A 25,888-nucleotide genomic window follows, 5' to 3' on the forward strand; every position below is an offset into this window, starting at 1 on the left:
TGTTCTAAGTTGTTAGCGCGCATTTAATGGTAACAATCATGTTTCTTGAAACCATGAGTGGGGCGTTGCTTCTAGCCCGCCCCAAAAACTAAAATTAAATGCCGTAACAGCTTACTTCGGTTCGTGACTCCCAATTCGCTGGCCTTCGCCATCGTACACCTGCATCGGGATTTTGGCGTTTTCGGCGATCGCCTCCAAAGCTTTTTGCAATGTTTGAACGTGCTGTTCTACAGCTTGGCGAGTCTTCACAGCATTGTTGTTGTTCGCTTGGATGAAAGTTTGTTGCAGTTTCTGCACGTAACCTGGAGTCATCTGCACCGCAATCAAATCTTTGCTAACAGTATAGTCGCAAATCTTGGGGTTGCCTTTACAAGTTCTATCTAAATCCGTGCGGGCTTTTTGCAGGTTTCTTTCTTCCTGCAACCTTACTTCTGCTTGCTGCAAGGAAGTTTTGTAGGAAGCGATCAGCGGTTGGGCTTTCTGGGAATAGGAAGTTGCCGCCGGCACTTGCTCCGCGTAACTCAAAGCTCTCCGCCAGTATTCAGATGCTTTAAACCAGGCGTTTTTGCCTTCAAAAATTTGAGCTTCCGCTGCTAAAGTCACAGCTTGAGTATACGCATTTTCGGAAATTCCTTCGACATTTTTGCGCTCGCGAGCTTCTGAAAGTTTGGTTTCGTATTTGGGAACTAGCAGTTTAGCTTGTTGGTAAGATGTCGTGCTCGTGGGAATTGTTGATAGGATGTCTAGGGCTTCTTCCCAACCTGCTTGCACTTGATCCCAAGTCTCGGCTGTGTGAGCTACTGCTTCGCGAGCTTCTGCTATTTGGGCTGTACTTTTGGCGGCGAGCAGCGTTTTTTCGGCTTGTTTCTCTGTGCTTAACTGCCGATTTCCAGTTGCTAAATTTTTCCGGTATTCTTTTGACTTTTTCTGAGCAAATGGATAAGCTGGGCTGTCTGGGGGGATTTCTGCGAGTTCGGCGATCGCACTTTGCCACAGAGCTTGCGCTTCCTGGCCGTCCTCCGCAGAATAAGGCGGATTTTGGGTTTTCTGGGCTGCTGACTGTGCGAGGCGCCCTGCATCGATCGCAGAGTTTAAATTCTGATTTTGCTTCCGGTAGTTTTCCAGGGCGCTTTGAGCTTCACCGCGATGAATTGACCAAGAGGGAATCGGTTCCAAAAGGGCGATCGCCTGTTTTAACTGTCGCTGCGATTCTTGGGGGCTGTTGGCAACTTTGGACGTTTTCAGAGTCTTCGTCGAATTCTCGCTCAACTGTTTGGCCTCAGCTAATGCACTACATTCTCCGATGACGCAGGGGCGGCTCAGCATATAATAACCGGCTGCCAAAATTAGCGCCGCCATGCTGACCATTCCTGCAGCAGCCAGCATCGCAAACGGTGAATGCTTGGGTTTTTGGGCAACTGTTACCGCTTCCATATCCAGCGGATTGAAGGGATTGTCGGCAATATCTACCGGTATTGCAGCTACCTTAAAGGCGATCGGCTCGGAATTGCTGGAACTCTCAGACAAATTGGGGAAATATTCTTCATCCCACGCATCTTTCCCATCCGTTTCTAACGGTATCTCCTCCTCTACATCCGCCGTCTGGGCCGCATTTTCTGTTAAGACTATCCCGGTTTCTTCTGCGGGAGTATTCTCTGTTTTTTTGAACAACTGCACTGTTTTGGGTCTTGACAAAACAGGGTTGTGCATGGTAAAAGAATGGAAAGCATAAGGCTGTTTTTGCCCGGTAATTTTTAGGCAAAGTCCAATCTGTTGAATAGATTCTGGTTCTATTTCGAGAATTGCTGCTTCTAGCACCGCAAAAGTCGGTTTGGCTTTGAGAACTAAACTGCGCGGGTGTTCTCCCACAACCGTTAAAGATTCATCTCGAAAATCGCAACTAATATAAAGGGGTAATTTTTTAAATCCGGCTGCTTGCAAGTGCTGCTGCAACTTTACTTCTAGAATTTGTGCGTTGCTTTGTCGCGTTGCTACTGTCATATTTTCTCCTCTGTCCGATCTCACCACTTTCGATTTTAGATTGTGAATTTTAGATTTTAGATTGCAGAACTGTCGGGATTTTTGATTGGTTTGAACTTTGGCACCGATTCATTCCAAATCTTAACTCTTAAAATTCAAGTTGCAACAAAATCTTAACTCTCAAATCTCAGCTTGCAAAGCCTGCCCATAACTTTCGCTGTAATAAACTTGAGTCACGTCAAAACGTCCGCCATATTGTTTGAAAGGTTCTGCTGCATAACCAAGTGGCAGCAAACAGCAAACATCTACTTCTTCGGGAATTTGAAAGGCTTCTTTCACCTTAGCGCTGACAAAACCTTCCATCGGACAACTGTCTACCCCAAAACTTTTAGCTGCAATCATTAAGTGGGCTACTGCGAGCATTGTATGCCTGTTTGTCCAAGCTTCTAGGGAGTCGAAGCAGGGACGGTGCTCGAACAATTGCGGGATTGCTTGGCGCATATAACCGGCTAAATTGTCATTCATTGCGCCTGTGGTTTTGCCCAATTCGATGACGGCTTCGGTGTTTTCGGACCCGGCGGCGCGTCGATCGCCACAACAGATTAATACTACTGGGGCTTCTACCACTTGGCGCTGATCGAAGGCGCAAGCTTTTAATTTTTGTTTGCTGGCTGGGTCTTGAAGTACGATAAACCGCCAAGGCTGCAAATTGTAACCAGAGGGCGATCGCACTCCCAATCGCAAAATCTCTGCCAATATTGCAGGGGGAATCGGATCGGGTTTGAAGCTGCGGGCGGCGCGGCGGCTTTCGATCGCGGTTTTAACATTAATTGAAGGTTGGATTTCAATTGTCATGGGTAATTGGTAATTGGTAATTGGTAATCGGTAGTTGGGCATTGGGCATTGGGCATTGGGGTTGGGGTATTGGGGATTGGGGATTGGGATTGGTAACTTAAAAAAGTTGAATTGTTTTTCTTCCTTCTTCCTTCTTCCCTCTTCCTTCTTCCCTCTTCCTTCTTCCCTCTTCCTTCTTCCCTCTTCCTTCTGCCTTCTTCCTTCGTCATCCCAAGCCCAACTCGCGCTTGAGCAAATTAATCGACTTAGAGCCGATGTAATTTTCGGAGCATATCAGTTGCGGGGGACGAATAATATCTTCTCTAGCCGCATTGATGGCAGCTTTTACTGTAGCAAAACTCGGTTGGTCGCAAAAAATTGTTCTGGCCGATCGCACGATCGAGTTAATCTTGTAGGCGTCTGACAGCAATGCCGTCATCACCAGCAAATCCTCTCCCCGGATGCTGTGGATGATGACTTCGGTCGATCGTAGCATTCCCGGACTCAGGCTGACGAGCCCCAAATAGCTGTCTTTGGGCAAACTCCCGACTAGCTGGATTTCCTGGCTGTAGTCGTAGATGTCTACCGGAATAACTCGCACAGAACGCGGTGCCGAAATCGATTCTGCTTCTCCGATAAAATATCGACTCGTAATCACAGTTCCCGAAGAGATTTGATCCAAAAAAGTACCTAGCTGTTCCATCGGCACTAACTGTATGGGAATGCGAAGAGCTTGTTCGAGTTCTTTCGCCATCAGTTCACCCACGCCGATGTCTTCTGTGGGGGCTGTGACGACCACTCGGGCGCTGCACCTGAGCCGCCAGTCAATTTCCGCCAAAAGTAATTCCCTCGCTTGGTTGAGCGTACAGCCCTGTCCCAGCAGTTGATCGATACTTCCTTGCACTATTTTATTGGCAAGGGGATATTCTTCGAGGATCGGAGATTTGAGTTTGTTGCCGCCTTCGTTGCCTAGGGCGCGGACGTAAATGCCCGATCCTGCTTGGGCTTCTACGAGTCCGGTATTTTCGAGCTGGCGGTATACTTTGCTGATGGTGTTGCGGTGCAAACCCGTCTGCATGGCTAGCTGTCTGGTGCTGGGCAAGCGGTGTCCGGGCGGAAATTGTCGCGAGGCGATCGCAAACCTGATTTGATTGAATAGTTGGGTGGATGCGGGAATATCGCTATCTGTTTGAATATGAAATTGAACCATTATTAAAGGCTCCCACGACTTCAACTTAGTATTTTTATAACGTTGAGTACCGCGCATAGGATTGCTCGGATATCTCTGTCTATAGCATAATCTTATTTGGCCGATCTGCTGCAGCCGTTCTGCCACAGGACGATCGCCCCGAAGAGGCGATTAATCACCACCTCCGGAGTTCCCCTCAACAATCAGGTACTTTCAAGTCTTAGTTTTATTTACTCTCAGATTTTGAGATCGCTTGCTATTTTTCTACCCGTCAGCAAATAAGTCTGCATTTCCCCTTTACCTTTAATCTCGATCTCGCCACGATCTTCAAATTCATATTTATCCCGCAGCAACTCATAAGTATAGTGGCTGACTTGAATGCGACCTGGTATGCCGTGAGATTCCATGCGGCTGGCTGTATTCACCGCATTTCCCCACAAATCGTAAATGAATTTTTTAGTGCCGATTACCCCCGCTACCACCGGCCCGCTATTAATCCCGATGCGGAGGTCAAATTTCGCGTCTAGCTTCACATTTAATTCCTTAATTGCTGCTAGCATATCCAGCCCCATTTCGGCGATCGCCTCTGCATGGTCTGGACGTTCAATGGGAATACCGCCTGCTACCATGTAAGCGTCCCCGATCGTCTTGATTTTTTCTAACCCGTGCTTCTCACTCAGTTCGTCAAAAGCTGAGAAAATTTCATTCAGCAAGTACACTAATTTAGTTGCAGACATGGTGGTAGAAATTTGGGTAAAATTCACCAAGTCAGCAAAAAGAATTGTTGCTTTTTCAAACTTGTCAGCAATCACCCCCGGTTGGTACTTCAACCTGTCGGCGATCGCTGCGGGCAAAATATTTAGCAGTAACCTTTCAGTTTTTTTCTGTTCTTTCCTGAGTGCAGCTTCTATCTGCCTGCGCTTGGTTATGTCGTGAAAAAACACAGAAATGCCGTCGTGAGAAGGAAAAACCCGGACTTCCACCCACACTTTCAAGGGACGATAATATTGTTCAAAAGCCACACCAACTTGTTTGGCTACAGCTCCATGATACTCTTCATAAAAATCCGAATTCACTAATTCGGGAAACTCTTCCCAAAAATTTTTACCATAAAGTTCTTCCGGGGCTCGCTGCCAAAATTGCCCTGCTTTGTAATTGACGTAAGTAAATCGCCACTGGGTGTCTAAAGCAAAAAAAGCATCGCTCATTCCTTCTAAAAAATTGACAATTTGCTCGTCTGTAGAACGGAGTTTTGCTTCTACTTGTTTGTTCCTGATCTGTGCGCGCTTTAATTTAGTCAGATTTATTCGCAACTCCATGTGGTTAATAATTTGCCGTCCTAAAGTCCGCAGCGCTTCTAGCTGTTGTGGGGTGAGATTGCGAGGAACTGTATCTATCGCGCACAAAGTGCCTATAGGGAAACCGTCAGCAGTTACTAGCGGGGCTCCAGCATAAAATCGAATATTTGGATCGGAAGTTACTAACGGATTGCCGGCAAAGCGATCGTCTTCTAGAGCATTCGGTACAACTAGCAATTCGTTGGGATTTAAAATAGCGTGGGCGCAAAAAGCTAACTCTCTCGGAGTTTCTGGCGCTTCCAGACCGACTTTTGACTTAAACCACTGTCTGTTAGAATCTATTAAGCTTACTAAAGCAATAGGAGTGCCGCAAATATAGGATGCTAAAGCTGTTAGGTCATCAAAAGCTGCTTCGGCCTCTGTATCTAGAATGTCGTAGCGGTGAAGTGCTTCTAGCCTCTCTTCTTCGTTGCTGGGCAAAGGCGCAGCCTGCATCGGCGGCGGGGATACAGGTTTGCGAATAATGCGCGCAAGTCTCAGTGCTGCGAATTTTTGGACTTGCGTCGCCAGCCTTTCAACTAGCATCAAAAGACCTATTTGCCAAGCTTTATTCATATTTTTTTATCTTTTCTCACACTTGATGGAACTGCGGGCGATCGATCTAATTCGATGAATACTTATGCACTTACCGCAACTAACTCCTCAATCTCCAGAGCTTTTGTTGGCAATTTCGCTGTCAATACTTCTGTGCCCCCTTCGCTGACAAGTATATCATCTTCAATCCTGATTCCCCGCACGTCTGCGAATTTTTCCAACTCGTCCCACTTAACAAATTTTTTATAATTGGCACGATTTTCAGAGTTATTCAAAATTGCCGGAACTTGATAAAATCCAGGTTCGATCGATACCAGCATTCCCGGACGCAAAACTCGATTCAACCGCAAAAATCCCAACCCAAACCGACTGCTTCTTGTTCTTCCTTCTTGATAGCCAGCCAAATCTCCTAAATCTTCCATATCGTGAACATCCAAACCAATTAGATGTCCGATACCGTGCACAAAAAACAGCGCGTGAGCGTCCATTTCTACCAAATCTTCAACATTGCCCCGCAAGATGCCCAAATCAACCAATCCTTCCGCCATAATCCGAGCAGCTAATAGATGAATATCTTGATATTCCACGCCAGGACTAATTCTCTCAATACAAGCATCGTGCGCTGCCAAAACTACATCATAAATCGCTCTTTGAGTCGGAGAAAACTTGCCAGAAACCGGCCAAGTGCGAGTCACATCTGCCGCCCATCCCGTTGATGTTTCCGCGCCGACATCTGCTAACAGCAAATCTCCTGTTTGTAGGGAATTGTGATAATGTTCGCTGTGCAAAACTTCTCCATGTACTGTAACGATACTGGGATAGGCATAGGTCATATTTTTGGAGATGATGACACTTTCCATTGCAGCGCGCACTCCTGCTTCAACTTGAGCATTTCGAGTTGCCGCCATCCCCGCTTTGTGAGCTTCTACAGTGACAGCCGCAGCTTGACGCAATTCGGCCAAACTACCTGCATCGTGGCTCAGGCGCAGAGATACGATCGCCTGAGTTAATTCTAGGTCGATTCCGGTTGGCGAGTTGGGCGGTGCAAGAGGGCGATCGATAATTTGAGACTGTTGCAACTGAGTCCAAGAATCCGGAACGGCGATCGTTGCTGCATTGGTTGATCGCGCTTTCAATTCGGCCATTGGAAAAGCAGCATCAGCCCCCATTAGTTCGGCAATTTCTGCTCTTTTCGGCATTTCTCCGTGCCAAAGCGTGCTGCTAGCAGGTGCCTCATCTAAGAACAATTCTAATTTCCCCGATTCTAAGCGAATCGCAGCATTTTCTAAGGGCAAACCAGCAAAATATAGAAAGTGACTGCTGGCACGAAAGGGATAAGTAAGTGCCGGATAATTGCGAGGAATGCTGCGGCCAGACCAGAGAATTACCGGAAAATTAATTAAACTGGCCAGTTTTTGCCGCCGTTGCTGTAAAGTATTAGTTAACAAATCATAACCTTGTGTAATTGTCATGGGTAGAAACCGATAAGTTTGAGTTGGGTTTGCAGTCAGCGGGAAGTTTGTGCATTCTCGGCATTAAAGCACTAAAATTCAGACTGCCAAATTGGCAGACATTTTTGAGAAAACTCTCATCTTTATCTGATTTTTTGCTAGCATTTATAGGCTGTCTTTTTTATAGTCTTTGTCGTCATCGCCGGGATGATTTGGTTAAGCAGTAAGCCTGAGCCACAGACAGGAAAAAAAGGCTGAAAGTGCTACTGGGCAAGCAATTAGCAGAAATGTCACAACACCTGCAATTAATCAAATTCCTCGATCGGGTTTTTGTTGATTGGGTGACGTGAGCGATCGCCTATATTGACGGTTCGATCTTTTAGACTTTAAAGTATAAGTAAAATTAACTGAAAAAACATGAAAATTTCTCATAAAGCTCCTCAAACTTCTGTGCAAGTACGCGACTGGCCGATCGCACACTTACCGGGATTGAGCAAGGAAAACCAATCTCAACTAGAAGAGTGCAGCATCACCACAACCGGGCAACTAATTCGCATGACCAAAACCCAGGCGGCGAAAGTGTTGCTAGCCAATCAATTACAGATTAACATTCAATATGTTAATAAATGGGTAGCGATGGCAAATTTGGCTCGAATTCCGAGTGTAGGGTGTGAGTATTGCGGGCTGTTACTTCACGCCGGCGTTGCTTCGCCGGCTCAATTGGCTCAAATGCCCGTGGAGAGATTGCACCAACAAGTTTTAAGGCTGCACGTAGCGACAATGCAGCGCAATGACTTGACTCCTTCAGTCGATCGCGTGCAAAAATGGGTTCAACAAGCTAGATTAGTCAGTAGTCAGTAATCATTAGTCATTAGTCAACAGTCATTATTATGTCAATTCAAGTTTACGGAATCCCGAACTGCGGCACCTGCAAAAAAGCTTTCCAGTGGCTCAAAGATAGCGATGTTAATTACGAGTTTATTAACACAAAAGAACAGCCACCGGCTCGCGCCACAATTCAAAGCTGGGTAGCTGCTTTGGGTTTTCAACCCATGCGAAATACTTCCGGTCAATCTTACCGCGCTTTGGGCGACGACAAGAAAAATTGGACGAGCGAACAGTGGGTGGAGGCTTTTGCTAAGGATGCGATGCTGCTGAAACGTCCTCTTTTCGTTAAAGATGGAACGGCTGTTTTAGTAGGCTTCAAAGAAGACGCAATTAGAGAAAAATTGGGGCTTTCAAAGGGCTGAGTTCAGCCTGTTGTTCGCCGCAAAAACTTAAGTTCGCCCATATCATCCGAGAAACCCCAACGCTCGTAAAACGGCATCATGTTCGGCAAACAATTAAGATAAAAATGCTCGACACCTTGCAGTTCGGGATGAGTTAAAACTGCATCCATCAACTTCGCACCCAGTCCCATCTTTCTGTGTGTCGGCTTGATAATGACATCAAAAATCATGGCTCTGTATACGAAATCGGTAATGACGCGGGTAATGCCAATTAGCCGATCGCTCTCATCGACCAAACCAATGATAACATCAGTAGAAGCCAGCATTTTCACCACATCCTGCCGCGTCCGCTTGTCGCTCCAAAACTCGTTTTTGTACAAATTCATCAAGTCGGAAACCTGGCTTTCGGTCAAAGTTTCGACAATTCGGTAGTTATCCATTTTATCGGTCATACTCTACTTTACCGTAATCTAGTTTAATTGCGCGATCGGCTAAATCAAAATAGCGATCGTCGTGACTAATCACAAAAACCGTTTTCCCCCGCCGCTTCAACTCCGGTAGCAACTGCTTGTAAAAAATATCCCGGAAAAACGGGTCTTGATCCGAAGCCCATTCATCAAACAAATAAATCGGTCTATCTTCCAAATACGCCGTCAGCAAAGCCAGCCGCTTTCGCTGTCCCTGAGACAAAGCCGTAGTTGACAAAACTCCATCTTTCACCTGAACTTTATTTTCCAAATGAAACTCTCGCAAATATTCAGCAGCCTGCTTGTCCAAATCGTGATTAGTCATCCCCAAAAGCCTTTCAAACAGATAGAAATCTGAAAAAATAGCAGAAAAATGCTGCCTGTACCACTCTCGATTTTCATCAGTAATTGGCTGACCATCTAGGAGAATTTTTCCCGATTCAGGAATGTACAAACCAGTGATTAACTTAGCTAAAGTAGACTTACCGCTGCCATTCCCGCCAATTATAAACACCAATTGACCCGGATGAAACTTCAAATTCAGCTCGCCCAAACTAAAATTGCTATCTTCTTTTTCTCCCGGATAGCTGTGAATTACTCGATTTAACTCCAGTGTCTCCCACTCAGCAGTTTGAAACGGTTTAACGGTTGAATTTATCTCAGATTGACTCGCCAAAGCCAATCCCATTCTCTCTATCTTTTCCACCGAAGTATTAGCACGAAAAATCGCCGGCAACCTTTGCAAAATATTCTGAAACGGAGACATTAAATATGTACTTGTCAGAATGTAAGCTGACAAAACAGGTGTAGAAACTGGCACAAATTTCGGCAAAGCAAACAGCAGCAAACCCATCAGCATAAAAAATAGCAACTGACCCACTCCAATCGCAACTGCACCAGTATTCAAAGCAGTCACGTTATAATGGCGGGAAGCATCAGCACTCACCTGCAATTGTTCCGTAAAAAACTCTTGGCGGCGCAAAGAATGCAGTTTAAGTTCCTTAATTCCATCAGTAATACTGCGAAAATGCTTAAACAATATATCTTGTTCTTCTCTCGCTAAATCGAAGAATTTCCGCATTTTGCTGAGCAACAACTGCACTGTGCCAATCATCAGCACCAAAAAACCAAATACAACAATAAAAACCGTCCCCGAAATCGTGCTTAAGTAAGTTAAGCATCCCACGACAACGGCGATATCAACACAGAGAAAAGGAATCAAAAATATAGTATTAGAAAGCGTTCCCACATCATCTGTGAGAGTTGCCAGCAAGCGGTTAGCGCCCAACTCTTCCAAATTCCGCAAAGGAGTAGACAAAATCCCGCGACTCAAACTCAGCCGCAGATTGTAAACAGCTTCTTGAGAAAGGTAGATTAACAAAAATTGGGAGACAAAGCCACTCAAAAGAGCCAAGATTGCTAATCCCGCAAAATACCAGACTAAATTACCATTGGAATTGTCGCTAATTGCACGGTTAATTAGGGAAATTAACATAGCGCTGCAACCGCCGCTGATTAAGCCTGTGAGTATGGCGATGGAAACATTTAACCAAGAAGCCTTTAAAAGTAACCAAATTACATTCATCGTTTACCTCTATAATAATTTTATGTGCTTTCTAGAACAGGCAAGATGCCTGTTCCACAAGAAAATTTACTTTTTGTGGAACAGGCATCTTGCCTGTTCCTAAATAGGTACTTGACAAGGTTGCAACATCTCAAATACAACCAGCTCATAAATATCAGTCATTGACATTTCCAGTTTTACTGAATCGAAGGAAATTGTTGCTGTTTCTCCCTCATATTCTCGAAACAACCACTCATTAGATGCAGTTTTAATATACTGTAGGACAAAAATTTCGTAGGGGCTGACTAATAGATATTCCCGGAATTGAGGAATCGATCGATAAAACCGAAACTTATCTTCTCTATTAACATCCTCGCTATACTTAGAAAGCACTTCTACAATCAACACAGGATTTAGTATTTCATCATTCCGTCCTTCCGTGAAAACTGGCTCTCCTTCAATCACCATCACATCCGGGTAAGTTCCCCGTCGATACCGAGGAATCCACAACCGCAAATCGTTGTGAAAAAGCTCATAGGGCTGCCCCTCAAGCAAATTTCCCAAGACTCTACTCAAATTTCGGATAATCCGGCTGTGATTAATGCTACAACCACTTATTTGTACAATTTTTCCATCGCGGTATTCATTTTTAAACTCAGCAGTTTCCTCTAACTCCCGGTACTCATCTGGAGTATAAAACTTTTCCTTACTTTGTACTAACATTATTGCCTCTGTACTAACTTTAATCGGCGTTAATCTGCGTTAATCTGTCTACATCTGCGGTTAAAAATCATAATTAACAGTATATCACAACAAAAAAGAAACGCCCAACTGCAAAGAGTCAGGCGTTTTCCACTATTTCACAAACAGGAAAAATTAATCCCGGCGAGACACCAAATTCGATTCAATTTTCGCACCCACAACAGGTTGCACATGACTCAATGCCGACTGCAACATGGGAGTTTTGGTAATAGCATCATTAGCCAAGTTAAACAAAGGGTTCGACAAAATTCCCGCCAATGTGGTGGCAACCAAGGTGAGTACAACGCTGACTTGCAAAGGTCGCAGTCCCTGAAGGTTCCAGCGAATTTCGGGATAATTTTTTACCGCGTCTGACATCTCTTGAGGTTCTTTTACTACCATCATCTTGACAACGCGGATGTAGTAGTAAATTGAAACTACGCTGGTAATTAACCCCAGAATAACTAAGCCGTAAAGTCCTGCTTGCCAGCCGGCCCAGAACAGATAGATTTTGCCGAAAAATCCAGCCAGGGGCGGAATTCCACCGAGAGAAAGCAGGCAAATACTTAAGGCTAAAGTTAACAGCGGGTCTTTTTGGTACAAACCCGAGTATTCGCTAATTTGGTCGGTTCCAGTCCGCAGCGAGAACAGGATGATGCAGGCGAAAGCACCCAAGTTCATAAACAGGTAAACCAACAGATAAAATATCATGCTGGAGTAACCGGCTTCTGTTCCTGCAATCAAACCCAGCATTACAAAACCGGCTTGGGCGATCGACGAATAAGCCAAAAGCCGCTTCATGCTAGTCTGGGCGAGGGCAACCACATTTCCCAACACCATGCTGAGAATGGCTAAGGCCGTGAATACGAAGTGCCACTGTTCGGTAAGTGCGGGGAAAGCACTTGTTAACAAGCGGATTGCTAGGGCAAAACCGGCTGCTTTGGAACCGACAGAAAGGAAGGCAACAACGGGTGTAGGAGAACCTTCGTAAACGTCAGGAGTCCATTGGTGGAAGGGAACCGCAGAGATTTTGAAGGCGATACCGGCGATCGCAAAAACCAAAGCAATCACCAAACCCAGAGATTGACCTTCATCCACAGTAGAAAGGTTAGCCGCGATCGTACTCAGCTTAGTTTCGCCGCCAGACAACCCGTACAGCAGCGAAAGCCCGTAGAGAAACACCGCCGAAGAAGACGACCCAATTAACAAATATTTCAAAGCAGCTTCATTGGAACGCGGGTCGCGTTTTGTGTAACCCGTCAGCAAATAAGACGAGATACTCAGAGTTTCCAACGAAATAAAAATCATCACCAATTCATCAGCGCCGCTGAGGAACATTCCCCCCAAAGTAGCGGTCAGCAAAATGCCGATAAATTCCGCTAAAGCAGTACCCGTTTGCAGTACATAGCGGACGGATATCAAAATAGTGACAGCCGTACTCAAAGCGATAATTCCGCGAAACACCAAACTCAAGGCATCGCTGTTAAAACCGCCCAGAAACGAGATGGTATCCGTGTTATCCCACTGCAAACACAAGGCAGCGACGGCGGCCAACAAACCCGCAACGGCAACGTAGGGAGTCCAAGCCGAGGAACTGCGGCCTACGATTAAATCGCCGACGAGAACCACCAAGAGGGTGATGATGACAATTCCCTCTGGCAAGATAGTTCCAGCATTTAGCTGGGCAGCAAGAGTAGCAAAATCCATATTTTCAGGCAGGTTGGGTAGTACAAGCCGCAAAGGCTGTAATGGGCTGTGAACTTGTAAAAATTCTTTACCAAACACAGATTGTAGCGGATTACAGCTTCGCGATCCCAGTTGGGCGGGTGTTTGTTGCCGGAGAGTTGATACTCGGTAGCGGTTTTGCATACATTTGCGGGCATTGTAGAGATTGCCCCCTGATGTCACCTGCGACGAGAATCGCGATCGACCATAACTGCCACAATGTAGAAAGGTGAACCAGTAATTCGGCATGACTGACTCGCTAAGTGCCTACAAACAGCCGATTCTCAATGACTTCAACAACGGCCGCTACTACGAGAATGAATTTCACCAACAAGCTGCAACTCGGTTAGTAGAATTGGCCAAAGTGCGATCGGGCAAGCTTGTTCTAGATATAGCCACCGGAACAGGTTTAGCGGCGATTGCGGACGATGCACTTAGGTCGATCGGGTTCCAGAAAATATAAGTCGCCTTTTCTACACTAGGAATGCTTTAGATAGTATGTCTAAACTACTCAATTTCATCTGTATCTTTATTATTACCGGCTGCCTACTGTTTGCTTGTCATTTTCCGGAACATCTAAAAGTAAAACCCCCTCCCCTAAAAGTATCTTGTGTTCCTTTTGTTGGCTATACACCTCTCATCATTGCTCAAGAGAAAGGATTCTTCAAAATGCAAGGGGTAGACGTGGAACTCAGCTATGTAGACTACTCACAATTCCAAGACGCGGATTTCAGTGCAGGGAAGTATGATGGGATCGGATTGACCTTGGGCGATTTGGTGATCTTGAGTGCCACAAATCCTGATATGCAAGCTGTGATGGTTTTGGATGAATCGACAGGTGCAGATGTGGTAGTCGCGCAATCAGAGATTAAAACAATCCCTAACTTGAAAGGAAAAAAGCTTGGTGCAAATCTAGGCAGCTTTAGCGAGGTTTTCGTTACTGAGATGTTGAAAGCCTCTAAACTGACGAGCGATGATGTTAGCCTGGTTAAAGTCGAGCCTTTAGAAGTTCCCAATCGCTTACAAAACAATGCTATCCAAGCAGGGCACACTTGGGAACCGCATCTTTCTGAAGCATTAAAATTAGGGGCGCATATCCTGTTTACAAGCAAACAAACCCCAGGCTTAATTTTGGATTTGGTCGCGTTTCGGGGTGAGGCGATACGCGATCGCCCCGAAGATATTCGCGCCTTTGTGCGAGGCTGGCTTCAAGGCTTGTCATATTGGGAAGCAAATATTCCCGAAGGAAACGAGATCCTGAGTAAAGCGTTGAATATTCCCATCAAGACAAGCTCTTTCGAGGGAATAGACCTCACTGACCTTGCAGAAAATCAAAAGTTCTTTCAATCAGACAGTCCTAATTATATCTACAAAACCGCCCAGAAATATGCGGACTTTTTTATTCGCGCTGGCAATGTGACGCGCCTTCCCAATCTAGAAACCTTGTTCAATTCTTCTTTCTTAACCCCCCATCCTAGTCGGAAACCATGAAGCGCTCCTTTTTCAACAGCATCTTTATTATTATTACCTGCGGGCTGCTGTTTGCTTGTCATTCTGTGGAATCTCTAAAAGTAAAACGTCCTCCCCTGAAAGTAAGTTTGATCTCTTTTGTTGGCCATAGACCGGGCCTCATTGCTCAAGAGAAAGGATTCTTCAAAGCGCAAGGGGTAGACGTGGAACTCAGCTATGTAGACTACTTACAATTGCAACAAGCGGATTTCAGTGCAGGGAAGTATGATGGAATTGGATTGACCTTGGGCGATTTTATGATCTTGAGTGCCACATATCCTGATATGCAAGCTGTGATGGTTGTGGATGAATCCACAGGTGCAGATGTGGTAGTCGCCCAATCCGACATTAAAACAATCCCTAACTTGAAAGGAAAAAAGCTTGGTGCAAATCTAGGCGGCTTTAGCGAAGTCTTCGTTACTGAGATGTTGAAAATCTCTAAGCTGACGAGCGATGATGTTAGCCTGGTTAAAGTTGATGGTTTAGAAGTTCCCAATCGCTTACAAAACAATGCTATCCAAGCAGGGCACACTTGGGAACCGCATCTTTCTGAATCATTAAAATTAGGGGCGCATATCCTGTTTACCAGCAAGCAAACCCCAGGCTTAATTTTGGATTTGGTCGCGTTTCGGGGTGAGGCGATACGCGATCGCCCCGAAGATATTCGCGCCTTTGTGCGAGGCTGGCTTCAAGGCTTGTCCTATTGGGAAGCAAATATTCCCGAAGGAAACGAGCTCGTGAGCAAAGCGTTGAATATTCCCATCAAGACAATTTCTTTCGAGGGAATAGACCTCACTGACATTGCAGAAAATCAAAAGTTCTTTCAATCAGACAGTCCTAATTATATCTACAAAACCGCCCAGAAATATGCGGACTTTTTTATTCGCGCTGGCAATGTGACGCGCCTTCCCAATCTAGAAACCTTGTTCAATTCTTCTTTCTTAACCCCCCCTCCTAGTCTGAAACCATGAAGCGCTCGTTTTTCAACAGCATTCGTACAAAGTTAATCGTGTCGTTTCTCCTCGTTGCTCTAATTCCGTTGCTGTTGTTAGCATTTATCAACAAGCAGACAACTCAAAAGGCATTGACCGACAACGCACGACAAGCCCTATCTGCGGCGGCTAACGAAACCGCTAACAGAATAGATGGATTTATCGATGCGAATCTCAATGCCGTGCGCGTAGAAGCGATTTTACCAGGTTTGGCTGCCTATCTGGGCCTACCTCCAGAACGGCGAAATGGTAGTCCGCAAGAGATGTTAGCGACTGAAACCTTAACCCGGCTCAGTCGCAAAGATATGCTTAATATTATCTCCTATGCCTTGCTCAACTTAGAGGGACGGAATGTACTCGATACAAATACACCGGATGTTGGACGAGATGAATCCGGTCAAGATTACTTCCAAGAACCGCTCAAAACTCAACTATCTTTTGTTTCTAGTATTAGGCAATCGCCGACAATTCCCAACCTCGTTACGCTCTTCTTTAGCAGTCCTGTTCGCGATGCGAAGGGAAATATATTGGGTGTATTGCGGGTGACATACAATGCCACATCTGTCCAGCAGTTGGTGACTCGGGAAACTGAACACGCAGGTGCGAAATCGTTAGCAGTTCTTTTAGATGAATACTATATCCATCTGGCACATAGCACTAAACCTGAACTCCTTTTCAAATCGATTGTGCCTTTGTCACCCAATGTTGTAGCTAAACTGCAACGCGAAGGGCGTTTGCCTAAGACTCTAACGAAAGAACTTGCAATCAATTTGCCCGACCTCAAGCAAGCATTAGACACTAAACAGCCTTATCTAACCACACGATTGGCAGCTACGGGTAATAATGAGTTGAGCCTCTTAGCGATCGCCCGCCTGAAATATAAACCTTGGTCAGTTCTTTTCGCACAGCCGATTGCCGTTGCCCTAGCACCTGTAGAAAAACAAATACGTGATGCACTTATTTTATTAGCAATCATCGCCACAATTGTAACTATCATCGCTTTGGCGATCGCACAACTATTAACAAAGCCTCTGATTTACCTCACCCAAGCGGTTGCCCAGTTTACGGCAGGTAAGTTAGACATCCGTGTGAAGATGCGATCGGCAGACGAAATCGGTCTGCTGGCACGATCCTTCAACAGCATGGCGAGGCAAATCCAAGAATCCTTTGAAACCCTCGAAGACAAAGTTAAAGAACGAACAGCAGAACTCGCTAATGCTAATCAGGAAATCATTGCCCTCAACGAAAAACTCAAAGTAGACAACCTCCGCTTAGGTGCAGAATTGAATGTCGCGCGTCACATCCAGCAAATGATTTTGCCTAACCCTGAGGAACTGGAAATTGACGGACTAGATATCGCCGGATACATGGAACCCGCTGATGAAGTAGGAGGTGACTACTACGACGTGCTACAGATCGATGGTGTTGTCACACTGGCGATCGGTGATGTCACCGGACACGGCCTCGAAAGCGGCATTCTGATGCTGATGGCGCAAACCTCAGTTCGCACCCTGCAAGAGATTCGTGAACTAGATCCCGTTCGATTCCTGGATGTACTCAACCGTACCCTCTACAAAAACGTACAGCGCATGAACTCTGAGAAAAGTCTGACGCTGGCGATTTTGAGCTACTCCCAAGGAGTCATTAGCATCAGCGGTCAGCATGAAGAAACGCTAGTTGTGCGAAAAAATGGAGATGTTGAGCGCATCGACACGATGGAGTTAGGCTTCCCGATCGCTTTAGATGATGATATCGCAGACTTCATCAGTCACATCCTGATTGAGCTAGAACCTGGAGATGGCGTGGTGCTTTATACTGATGGCATTCCCGAAGCCTATAACATCGGCAAAAAGCAGTATGGACTGAAGCAATTGTGTCAAGTAATTAGTCAAAATTGGCACAAGTCTGCAGCAGGAGTTAAGGATGCGGTGATTGTAGATGTGCGGCAACATATCGGTAAGCAGAAAGTGTTTGATGATATTACGTTGCTAGTCTTTAAGCTGCAGGCGGACGTTACTGAGAAGGGAAATTTAGTTAATAAAATCATTTCTCCAGAAGAAATGCTACAATGAAGAACAAAGTTTGAGTAATACTTTATGAAAGTAAACTACCAAGAAAGAATTGATTTAACAGCAGACGAGTTAAAAATAATTCTGTCCGAGCAGCGAACTCTACCTAATAAACAAAAAATTCAGGCACTTTATTGGTTAAAAACTGGAGCTAGTCAAAGCCTTACAGATGTAGCTGAACGTTTAGGTGTACATAGAATTACTGTACATAGATGGTTAAAACAATATATTGCTGGGGGTCTGTCAGAACTGTTAGAAATACGGCAAGCAACTGGTAGACCCCGAGTAATTCCTTCAGCGGTAATAGCCGGAATATCAGAAAAATTAAGTGAAGAGTCCTGTGATTTTAAGACTTATAAAGAAATTGGTCAATGGGTAGAAGAGAACTATCAAATCTCAGTCAAATATCAAACATTACACAAGCAAGTACACTATCGCATGAAAGCCAACTTAAAGGAACCAAAGCCTGTGAGTAACGAAAAAGCTCAGGAGGTAGGCATCGAGTTGAAAAAATCAAAAAAATTGCTCAAAAACGATTAACAGTAACAATATGACAGCTTTTGGAGTAAAACCCATAAGTAAAGCAAAAGGGAATTTCAAAGCTTATTATTTAGAGGGGTAGTTGCAGATAAACTGGAGAAATGCTATACATCAACAAACCTCTAACTCAAGAGATAAAACTGGCCGATTTAGCGGCAGTGCAAGGCTTGAGTAAATTTCAACCGTTATTAGCAGATATCGTCGTACTATAAAAGCTGGTTTCTTTAAATGGTGGTGAATAATCCATGGTTCGGGAAGAGATGTGACCAGAAAGGAGAAAAACCTAGCAATTGTTTCTGCAATTGCTAGGTTTTTCTTGAAAAATAATGATGGTTTAAATTCATCATTATTTTTAATTCAAGAGTGGGTACATAAGCTACTGAAAAAAAGCAAGGTGGCGACGGTTGGTAATTTATTTAAGGAGCCTTGCCGGAAAAGGTTTCGGAGTCTATGACTAAGAGTACCCACTGGTGATTAATGAAAATTTGTGTAAAAATTGCAAAACTGACTCATAAATGAACACGATTCACGATTTTAGACCATTTTTGAATACTTTTATTTTAGTGTGGCTTATAACCTGACCAATTTTATTTATAAAAACGTTTTTTAGAGTGGTGGATCGGAATTTCGATGGCTAATGTCGCCCCTTGAGCCGGTACCGAAAGACAGCGGAGTTGCCCGCCGTGCTCGTCCACTACAATAGCATAGCTAATCGATAACCCCAAACCCTTTCCTTTGCCCACTTCCTTCGTTGTAAAAAAGGGCTCAAATATGCGTTGTTGAACCTCTTCGGTTATGCCCGGCCCATTATCAGTAATATAAATACCCACTTGAACTTCGGAGAGTAACTTCGTGCAAATAGTAATAGTAGGAATTTGGCTGCTATCACCTGCCTCCTTGGCGTAACTTTTTTGGGACTGCAACGCATCAATCGCATTGGTCAGGACGTTCATAAAAACCTGATTCATTTGCCCCGCATAGCATTCTATCTTTGGCAGAGCCTCATACTCTTTTACCACTTTAACAATCGTTTGGTCTGCTTCATCTTGCAGGCGATGCTGCAAAATCATCAGGGTACTTTCAAGTCCTTCATGGATATCCACCGCTTTCAACTCAGATTCATCGAGTCGGGAAAAATTCCGCAGCGATTGCACTATTTCTCCGATTCGGTCAGCTCCTATTCTCATAGAAGCAATTAACTTCGGGAAGTCATTCCTGAGAAAAGTGAGATCCATCGCCTCCAGTTGTTCCTGGATAGCTGCTGTGGGATTGGGGAAATCTTCTGCGTAGAGTTGCACCAGCCTCAGCAAATCTTGAGTGTACTCCGTTACCGGAGAGAGGTTCCCTTTAATGAAACTAATCGGATTATTAATTTCGTGAGCTACCCCCGCTACGACATTCCCCAAACTTGACATTTTCTCGGTTTGGATGAGTTGAGCTTGCGTATGTTGTAACTGTTGTAGAGCCAGCTCTAGCTGGTGAGATTTCTCCCGCTCTTTAGCTTCGGACTCCTGCAATCGCGCATTTTGCTCGTGCAGTTTTTTTTGCAAACGCTGAATGGTTAGTTGATTTTCGACACGAGCTAAAACTTCTTCTAAATGAAATGGCTTGGTGATGTAGTCTACTCCTCCAACAGCAAAGGCTTTGACTTTATCCAACACTTGATCGAGGGCGCTCAGGAAAATCACTGGAACACTCGAAGTTTTGCGATCGGCTTTTAGGTGTTCACAAACTTCGTAGCCGTTCATCTGGGGCATCGTGATGTCGAGCAAAATCAAATCCGGTGGGGTAGAACGTGCTGCTTTCAATGCCATTTCCCCGTTTATTACGCCCCGAACTTTATATCCTTTGTCGCTCAACATAGTGGATAAAAGACGCAGGTTGTCTGGGGTATCGTCAACCACTAAAAGATTGGTCAAATGAGATTCTAATTGATGACTGTTCATGGAATAATTTCTTCAGTTAAGTTAGTAATTTTATCAAAACGAAAGTTGTTAGCCCAATCAGCGATGGTTTCCCCGAAAGAAGTATTAGATTCGGCGATTGCGGTGACCAAACTTAAAATCAGCTCTGCATCAGCATCGATAGCTCCTTGATGTAACTGTATCACCCACTCTGCAGGCAGTGTCGCCAAAGTTGTTCTTAAATTTTCAGTTTCTTCCTCTGCTTTTACACTAAAGTCTTGACCCTCAAGCTGAGATAATTTAAAGTTCGGTAAATCTTCATAGATATACTGTACCCCTAAATGTTCAGCCATTTTGGCAAAAATAACTTCTTCTTGGATAGGCTTGCTCACAAAATCGTCACAGCCTGATGCTAAAAAAATGGCTCGCTCCTCCTCAAAAGCGCTAGCGGTCAACGCAACAATCGGGGTAGCCTCCTCTTGAATTTTGGCTTTAATTTGTCTGGTAGCTTCATACCCGTCTATCACAGGCATTTGCATATCCATCCAAATTAGGTGAGGTTTCCAAGTTTCCCAGATTCTAATAGCTTCTTGACCATTTACTGCTTCGCGCACCTCCAAGCCAAGCGGTTCTAGAAGATGAACCAATAGCAAACGGCTCTCCCATTTATCATCAACCACCAAGATGCGATAGGGGGGTTGGTTGGGTTCTAAACCAATTACCCGCCTTGTCGATTGTCGAGGTTGAACTTCAGCCATCTCAGGGGACATAATTTGGATATCAAAACTAAAAATTGTTCCTCGATTCAAGGTACTGCTGACGGTAATGTCTCCTCCCATCAGTTGTACGAATTGTCGGCTGATGGGTAAACCCAAGCCGGTTCCTTCTTGAGATTTCCGACCCGCGTCAGTTTGCACAAAAGCCTCAAATAAAGAATCTACCTCGGTAGGAGCAATGCCGTGACCCGTGTCTTCCACTTCAAACGTAATAGTCCGTGGTTCGTTGTCTGTTGGGGACTTTTGTTTCGCACTAATGGCTGCAACCCGAAGTGTCACACTTCCCTTCGTAGTAAACTTTATCGCATTTCCTAGCAGATTAATCAAGACTTGACGCAATTTACTTTCGTCAGTTTTTACATACTGAGGAATGTTAGAATTGATGTGCCAACAGAGTTTTAAACCTTTAGAATCAGCTTTGAGTTTGAGCATTTCTTCGAGAGAATGGAACACGTGATACAGGTCAAAGCTAGTAGGATTTAAGGTAATCCGACCAGCCTCAATTTTAGACATTTCCAGCACGTCATTAATCAGCGTCAGCAAATGCTCGCCAGAGCGACTAATGATGCCGATCTGTTTCTGCTGTATATGAGAAAGGGAGGAGTCGCGTCCCAGCACTTGGGTAAAGCCGAGAATTGCATTGAGGGGAGTTCGCAGTTCGTGACTCATTTTTGATAAAAATTCGCTTTTAGCCTTGTTAGCCGCATCTGCAACTTCTTTGGCTTGCTGAATTTCTTGGCTGGCATACTGAATTTCTTGGAACTTCTCCTGGAGAGCACCGGCCATGATTTGGAAGTTGTTTGTCAGGACATTAATTTCGGTTACTCGGCTGATGGGTAATTGTAATTCTTTACGTTCAATCAGCTTATTTGGTAAATTGGTGGTGAAGTTAGTCAGTTGCTGCAAAGGTTGAATTAGACGGTGGCTGATAAGTTTAGTCAGCAGGGGTGTTAACATCGCGATCGCAGTCAAGACTGCAAAACTATTTGTGTAAAGTCTATTTAAGAGAACTAGATGGGGAGCACTAGCCATTTCGACAACTAATTGCCAGGGAAAATTATCACCGATCGTTGCTTTCTGAACATAGAACGATTTTCGCCAGCGTACCGCCTTCGGCATATTTTGAACAATGGGAATCCAACGGTGGGTGGTGTCATCTAGTCGCTGTATTTTGCCATTGTCATTGTGATCGAATGGTTGTAATAACTTGAGATCCTGACGAGTGCTGAGAATCACTTGCTGCTGCGAATTCAGCACGGTAATCAGATCTGTGTAGGCTGGATAATTCTGGGTTAACCAGCGATCGAGTGCATTAACATCAATTTCTGCCAATACCTGACCCAGCAGACGATCGCCCTCCAAGATCGGCACGCTTTGAATCATGCTAGAGAAGTTAGTGCGATCGAGCAATATACTGTCAGAAAGTTTGGGCTGCTTCTCCATCAGAAACGAATTGTATTTTAATCGTTCCAGCTCGCTCGACGTTGTGGAAATAGCTGATACAATGATTTTTCCTTGAGTATCAGTGATGTAAATATTGCGGAATTCTGGAAAGGCTTGCTCAACTAACTCAGTGGATTTTTGGAGGGCATTTGATTGAGACAAATTGCTATTCTTGGCAATGACTGCCAGTTGTGTCATCATGCTTTGGCTACGCTGCTGCCAGTTCCGCAGTTCTCTGCTTATACTCTTGGTGGTAGAGTTTAAATTTGCTAAGATATAACGTTCTTGCTGAGCGGTAGCCCCATCGCAGTTCCAAATCGTCAGGATGACAGTTGGGATAAACACAAAAGTAACGAACAAATTCAAGAGAGTTTGCTCAAAACTCATGATTTTCGTTGCTGGGGAACGACCGCTCCACTGAGCAATGGGGGTATGATTTAGAATTAAACTTGCCACTAGGGCGTTACAAATTAGATTGACTGGGTTTTTTAGTGACATAAATAGCACCAAACTGGGTTCAATCTTGCCAACGCCAGCATATAGTAACCACAACAAGGGAAACCCAATTAATCCCCAATAAATCACGTCGAGCAGAAGTAAGTTATTGCTGCGCCGTCGCAATCCCCAGCCGACAAAAAATGCTTCTAGGGTAAACAGGATAAAGCCGTAGGGATGTTTCCATAATAGGATTGTGTGGGAACCCGCGATCGCCCCTGCGAGCGTGCCCCAGCCCCATCCGTACAGTCTCACGACCAGCATGGTAAACACACTGCCAAATAGCCAGTCTAGATGGAAAATTATCGGAATGCTGAAGTAGTTACCTGCATAACTCAGGATTAGGAGGATGAGCAGGATTAGACGGGTTGACGATCGATACTGTGATTTCATGAGTCCCGATAAGTAGGTCAACTTAATTAAATGTAAAAAGTGATGGCTGTTAGATCCCCGACTTCTTCCAGGGCTGCGGGCGTGGATTTTGTCATCTACCAAGTGGACAGGTTTGAGCATATAAGCGATCCCTACTGTCACCGGGCGCTCGCGGGAGCATCTCACTTTTGCAGCCAAGCTAGAAATTGGAGTTTTGACGCAGGAGGCAGGAGGAAAGAGGAAGGAGAAAGGAGCCCGAAGAAGTGTTTTTACAAATATCAGATGCTCCCGGCGATCGCGATCAGGTTAGGACTCGAACGAAAGGCTTTAGAAAACTTTTCCTCAGACTCGCCCCAGGCTCTTTCTGTGTGCATTCTGAGACCGAGGAGTTTAATTTGTTCGCTATCTGGGTAATCAGGATATTGGCGGGTTTGATATCTTTAGGAATAACTTGGTTTTGGTAGAGATAGTGGAGAATATCTGCTAATTGCAGGGCTTTGTTGAGAAATTTTTCTAAAAATACCGATTGAGAAGGTTGGTTTTTATCAGTTGCTGCCTTGAGATAACTACACAGGGAAACTCCTCCACAGTCCTCTATTATCAAAGCATAGGCGTTTGTGTAAGGCGCTAAATCGAGTGGCTTAACAATACTGGGGAGGTTGAGATTTTTGGCAATGGTATATTGGTTGCGGAATTGAAGTAGTTCGTTGAAGCTGGCGTATTCGTTTCGCAGCAGTTTGATGACGACTGAAGTGCGATCGCTCTCCCGAACACCTCGATAGACTAGAGTGCGAGATCCTGCATAGAGTTGTTCCGTTATCCGATACCCTGGCAGGTCAGTAATTGTCTCCATTTTCCAGTCCTCAATAAATTGGGGGTTACTATATCTCTAGTTTACTCAGCCAACTTGGAAAAGTCTCAATGGCCTCTAATGTTCCTGCGCTTGTCAGTCCGCGTTCTGTACGAAAGCTCGCAGCTCGTTCGATACTAAAGCCATATTATTAAGTGTTTAGAACTTGTCTCCACTGGAGCGAAAATTATCTATAACTATGTTTACATAACTTATTTGAGATATTGAGGGCGATCGCATCTAGCAGTTGTGAAGCTTACAAAAGGCGATCGCCCCCAAAAGCTATTTTTTGAGGTAGTTCAGTTTACACCCAAGCCTGGAAAGGTTTTCAAGTTGGTTGTCCCCCCTTGAGGGTTGTGAGGTAAAGTTACCGTAAAAATACGCAAGGGCAGCCGTCATGGCGTGTTCGAGCAACCTATTGTATCGACAGGAGATTCTTTTGTTATAAATCGACGAATGGTATAAACAGACATCTAGCTGTTGATACGTTTGGTTTCCATTGTTTCCTCACGCTCACAAAAGCCAATTTATCTCCTGGATGTGGCTTTGATTGAGATGTTGAGTAAAAACCTTGATTCTTAAAGTTTCAATTAGTCAATCTTCCCAAGATAACAATATTACCCTTACCACGGCTATCACCCAGAACCTCTGACTATTTAGTTAAAGAAGATTGAGCGGCTGATGATAACTAAAATCAGTTTTAAGCTATTTAAAAAACTATCGAAACAAGAAAATAAGCGGAGGAGAATTCGGGATTGGTTCCGGTTGGGGCAATGTGGATAATTTAAAATCTAATTCTTGGAGGGAAAAATGCAAAATCCTCGCCTATGAATCTTGATATAACTTTAAATACTAGCTCGGTTATGAATATTTTTTTTATTACGTTAAGGGTTAAAAGGCGGCCAGCCTTCTAGATATCAAATGGGTTCTATAGAACTCATTTTTAGCTAACGGGTTGAGATTACCAACTGATAATAAGCGGCAATCCAGGTCGAAAATCTACCTGTTGTCCCTGCACTTCTCCATCAAAACCAAGCTCCACAAAATACTCGGTTCCTATCCGTAACTTTAGCTGATTTGTCTCAAGCACTGCTTGAAGTTCGGGTGACGGATTATTGGCAGCAGGACTGACTAATTCTACACGAGTAATTTCGCGTAAACCAACACCATGCTCCAAAGGCTGTGACTTCTGGGCCGAGTATCGATCTGGACGTTTACCAAAGGAAATTTGGAAAAGCATCGGCTCAGTCAACAGATCACTATTTGTTGCCACCCTTATACTCATCGTTTCAGATAAATAAGGTGGACGATATGCCCAACTAGAAAATGCAACTGTGTCCTCAGAACCTTTGGCTGGACGCAAACAGATGCCAAATGGACACGCACCATTATTCCGATTTGTCGATCGCTCCCAAAGACGAGTCTGATGAATTGGCTCAGACTGCGCCTCTTCTGGATCGTGAATCCATAACAATTCCAACATTGCGTTATGGAAAAAGAAAGAGCGATTGGCTGTACCTTGTCCGTGATGAATGCGAGATGCACCCTCAACTAAACCGAATGATGATAAACGATTAGCTTCCGAAGCACCAATATCAGTAAGAATGAAAAGATGGTCAAATTCAAATGTCATAGAATTGTTCAGAGAATCGATCGCTCGCTCAAGTAATTTTAATCCCCTGTGATTGCTTTTTTTCCGATCGCCACGCTGATGCTGCACAGCGTACTGTACCAAAGTCCCAAACCTCTACTCAGTCAATCTTTCCCAATCTAAAATCTAAAATCTAAAATCTAAAATCGCGCAATCGATCGCCCCAACCTTCCCCAAGCTTCAAGTTACAACCACATCGAGGAACCATCCGCGCA

General features: G+C 44.5%; 20 protein-coding genes and 1 pseudogene. 7 read left to right on the forward strand and 14 right to left on the reverse strand.

Annotated features, from left to right (window positions below; all coding sequences use genetic code 11):
• Positions 1 to 111 precede the first annotated feature (111 nt).
• The 6 genes from QUA71_RS15330 to QUA71_RS15355 form a co-directional block, all read right to left on the reverse strand.
• Complete coding sequence (locus QUA71_RS15330) at positions 112 to 2,001, reverse strand: hypothetical protein (RefSeq protein ID WP_333286172.1); 1,890 nt, start codon at positions 1,999 to 2,001, stop codon at positions 112 to 114.
• 159 nt (positions 2,002 to 2,160) lie between these two features.
• On the reverse strand, positions 2,161 to 2,835 hold the full coding sequence (locus tag QUA71_RS15335) for a nitroreductase family protein (RefSeq protein ID WP_333286174.1): 675 nt from the start codon (positions 2,833 to 2,835) through the stop codon (positions 2,161 to 2,163).
• Entirely contained in the window at positions 2,832 to 3,044 is a 213-nt protein-coding gene (locus tag QUA71_RS15340; protein ID WP_333286176.1) for a hypothetical protein, read from the reverse strand. Before QUA71_RS15340 ends, QUA71_RS15335 begins: the two co-directional genes overlap by 4 nt.
• Entirely contained in the window at positions 3,041 to 4,024 is a 984-nt protein-coding gene (locus QUA71_RS15345; protein ID WP_190659127.1) for a GntR family transcriptional regulator, read from the reverse strand. The genes QUA71_RS15340 and QUA71_RS15345 overlap by 4 nt, the downstream gene beginning before the upstream one ends.
• A 215-nt stretch (positions 4,025 to 4,239) precedes the next feature.
• The gene (locus tag QUA71_RS15350; RefSeq protein ID WP_445243786.1) at positions 4,240 to 5,796 is read right to left on the reverse strand and encodes an adenylate/guanylate cyclase domain-containing protein; all 1,557 of its coding nucleotides are present in this window, start codon (positions 5,794 to 5,796) and stop codon (positions 4,240 to 4,242) included.
• A 182-nt stretch (positions 5,797 to 5,978) separates the two neighbouring features.
• Complete coding sequence (locus tag QUA71_RS15355) at positions 5,979 to 7,367, reverse strand: aminopeptidase P family protein (protein WP_333286180.1); 1,389 nt, start codon at positions 7,365 to 7,367, stop codon at positions 5,979 to 5,981.
• Between the two features lie 396 nt (positions 7,368 to 7,763).
• Between QUA71_RS15355 and QUA71_RS15360 the strand changes: the two genes are divergently transcribed.
• Both QUA71_RS15360 and QUA71_RS15365 read left to right on the forward strand, forming a co-directional pair.
• A complete protein-coding gene (locus QUA71_RS15360) occupies positions 7,764 to 8,207 on the forward strand; it encodes a DUF4332 domain-containing protein (protein WP_333286182.1) in 444 nt (147 codons plus the stop codon).
• Between the two features lie 29 nt (positions 8,208 to 8,236).
• Entirely contained in the window at positions 8,237 to 8,596 is a 360-nt protein-coding gene (locus QUA71_RS15365; protein WP_333286184.1) for a Spx/MgsR family RNA polymerase-binding regulatory protein, read from the forward strand.
• A gap of 2 nt (positions 8,597 to 8,598) precedes the next feature.
• Here the strand turns inward: QUA71_RS15365 and QUA71_RS15370 are convergent, their stop codons facing one another.
• The 4 genes from QUA71_RS15370 to QUA71_RS15385 all read right to left on the reverse strand — a co-directional run bounded on the left by QUA71_RS15370 (position 8,599) and on the right by QUA71_RS15385 (position 13,054).
• Entirely contained in the window at positions 8,599 to 9,027 is a 429-nt protein-coding gene (locus QUA71_RS15370; protein WP_333286186.1) for a GNAT family N-acetyltransferase, read from the reverse strand.
• Positions 9,017 to 10,627, reverse strand: coding sequence for a cyclic peptide export ABC transporter (locus QUA71_RS15375; RefSeq protein WP_333286188.1), 1,611 nt, complete (start codon positions 10,625 to 10,627; stop codon positions 9,017 to 9,019). The genes QUA71_RS15370 and QUA71_RS15375 overlap by 11 nt, the downstream gene beginning before the upstream one ends.
• Positions 10,628 to 10,726: 99 nt before the next feature.
• Positions 10,727 to 11,329 carry a Uma2 family endonuclease gene (locus QUA71_RS15380; RefSeq protein WP_333286190.1) on the reverse strand — a complete coding sequence of 201 codons (603 nt, stop codon included), beginning with the start codon at positions 11,327 to 11,329 and terminating at the stop codon, positions 10,727 to 10,729.
• Between the two features lie 153 nt (positions 11,330 to 11,482).
• Entirely contained in the window at positions 11,483 to 13,054 is a 1,572-nt protein-coding gene (locus QUA71_RS15385) for an NAD(P)H-quinone oxidoreductase subunit N (RefSeq protein WP_333286269.1), read from the reverse strand.
• A gap of 265 nt (positions 13,055 to 13,319) precedes the next feature.
• On the opposite strand from QUA71_RS15385, the gene QUA71_RS15390 reads away from it, so the two are divergent.
• The 5 genes from QUA71_RS15390 to QUA71_RS15410 are packed head-to-tail and all read left to right on the forward strand — an operon-like array spanning position 13,320 to position 18,182.
• Complete coding sequence (locus QUA71_RS15390; protein WP_333286192.1) at positions 13,320 to 13,535, forward strand: hypothetical protein; 216 nt, start codon at positions 13,320 to 13,322, stop codon at positions 13,533 to 13,535.
• Between the two features lie 35 nt (positions 13,536 to 13,570).
• A complete protein-coding gene (locus QUA71_RS15395) occupies positions 13,571 to 14,563 on the forward strand; it encodes an ABC transporter substrate-binding protein (RefSeq protein WP_333286194.1) in 993 nt (330 codons plus the stop codon).
• Entirely contained in the window at positions 14,560 to 15,552 is a 993-nt protein-coding gene (locus QUA71_RS15400) for an ABC transporter substrate-binding protein (RefSeq protein ID WP_333286196.1), read from the forward strand. The genes QUA71_RS15395 and QUA71_RS15400 overlap by 4 nt, the downstream gene beginning before the upstream one ends.
• Positions 15,549 to 17,645 carry a SpoIIE family protein phosphatase gene (locus tag QUA71_RS15405; RefSeq protein WP_333286198.1) on the forward strand — a complete coding sequence of 699 codons (2,097 nt, stop codon included), beginning with the start codon at positions 15,549 to 15,551 and terminating at the stop codon, positions 17,643 to 17,645. Before QUA71_RS15400 ends, QUA71_RS15405 begins: the two co-directional genes overlap by 4 nt.
• Positions 17,646 to 17,669: 24 nt before the next feature.
• Positions 17,670 to 18,182 carry a helix-turn-helix domain-containing protein gene (locus tag QUA71_RS15410; RefSeq protein ID WP_190659151.1) on the forward strand — a complete coding sequence of 171 codons (513 nt, stop codon included), beginning with the start codon at positions 17,670 to 17,672 and terminating at the stop codon, positions 18,180 to 18,182.
• A 587-nt stretch (positions 18,183 to 18,769) separates the two neighbouring features.
• Here QUA71_RS15410 and QUA71_RS15415 read toward each other — a convergent pair.
• From QUA71_RS15415 to QUA71_RS15430, 4 genes and pseudogenes are all read right to left on the reverse strand, one after another.
• Positions 18,770 to 20,128, reverse strand: a complete 1,359-nt coding sequence (locus QUA71_RS15415; protein WP_333286200.1) for a response regulator — start codon at positions 20,126 to 20,128, stop codon at positions 18,770 to 18,772.
• Positions 20,125 to 23,313, reverse strand: coding sequence for an ATP-binding protein (locus tag QUA71_RS15420; protein WP_333286202.1), 3,189 nt, complete (start codon positions 23,311 to 23,313; stop codon positions 20,125 to 20,127). The genes QUA71_RS15415 and QUA71_RS15420 overlap by 4 nt, the downstream gene beginning before the upstream one ends.
• A gap of 242 nt (positions 23,314 to 23,555) precedes the next feature.
• Positions 23,556 to 24,025 (reverse strand): annotated as a pseudogene (locus tag QUA71_RS15425) (serine/threonine protein kinase); the annotation flags it as partial.
• A 958-nt stretch (positions 24,026 to 24,983) separates the two neighbouring features.
• Positions 24,984 to 25,742, reverse strand: coding sequence for a hypothetical protein (locus QUA71_RS15430; protein ID WP_333286204.1), 759 nt, complete (start codon positions 25,740 to 25,742; stop codon positions 24,984 to 24,986).
• Positions 25,743 to 25,888: the final 146 nt, after the last annotated feature.

The organism is Microcoleus sp. MON1_C5, assembly GCF_036701875.1.
Lineage (GTDB): Bacteria > Cyanobacteriota > Cyanobacteriia > Cyanobacteriales > Microcoleaceae > Microcoleus.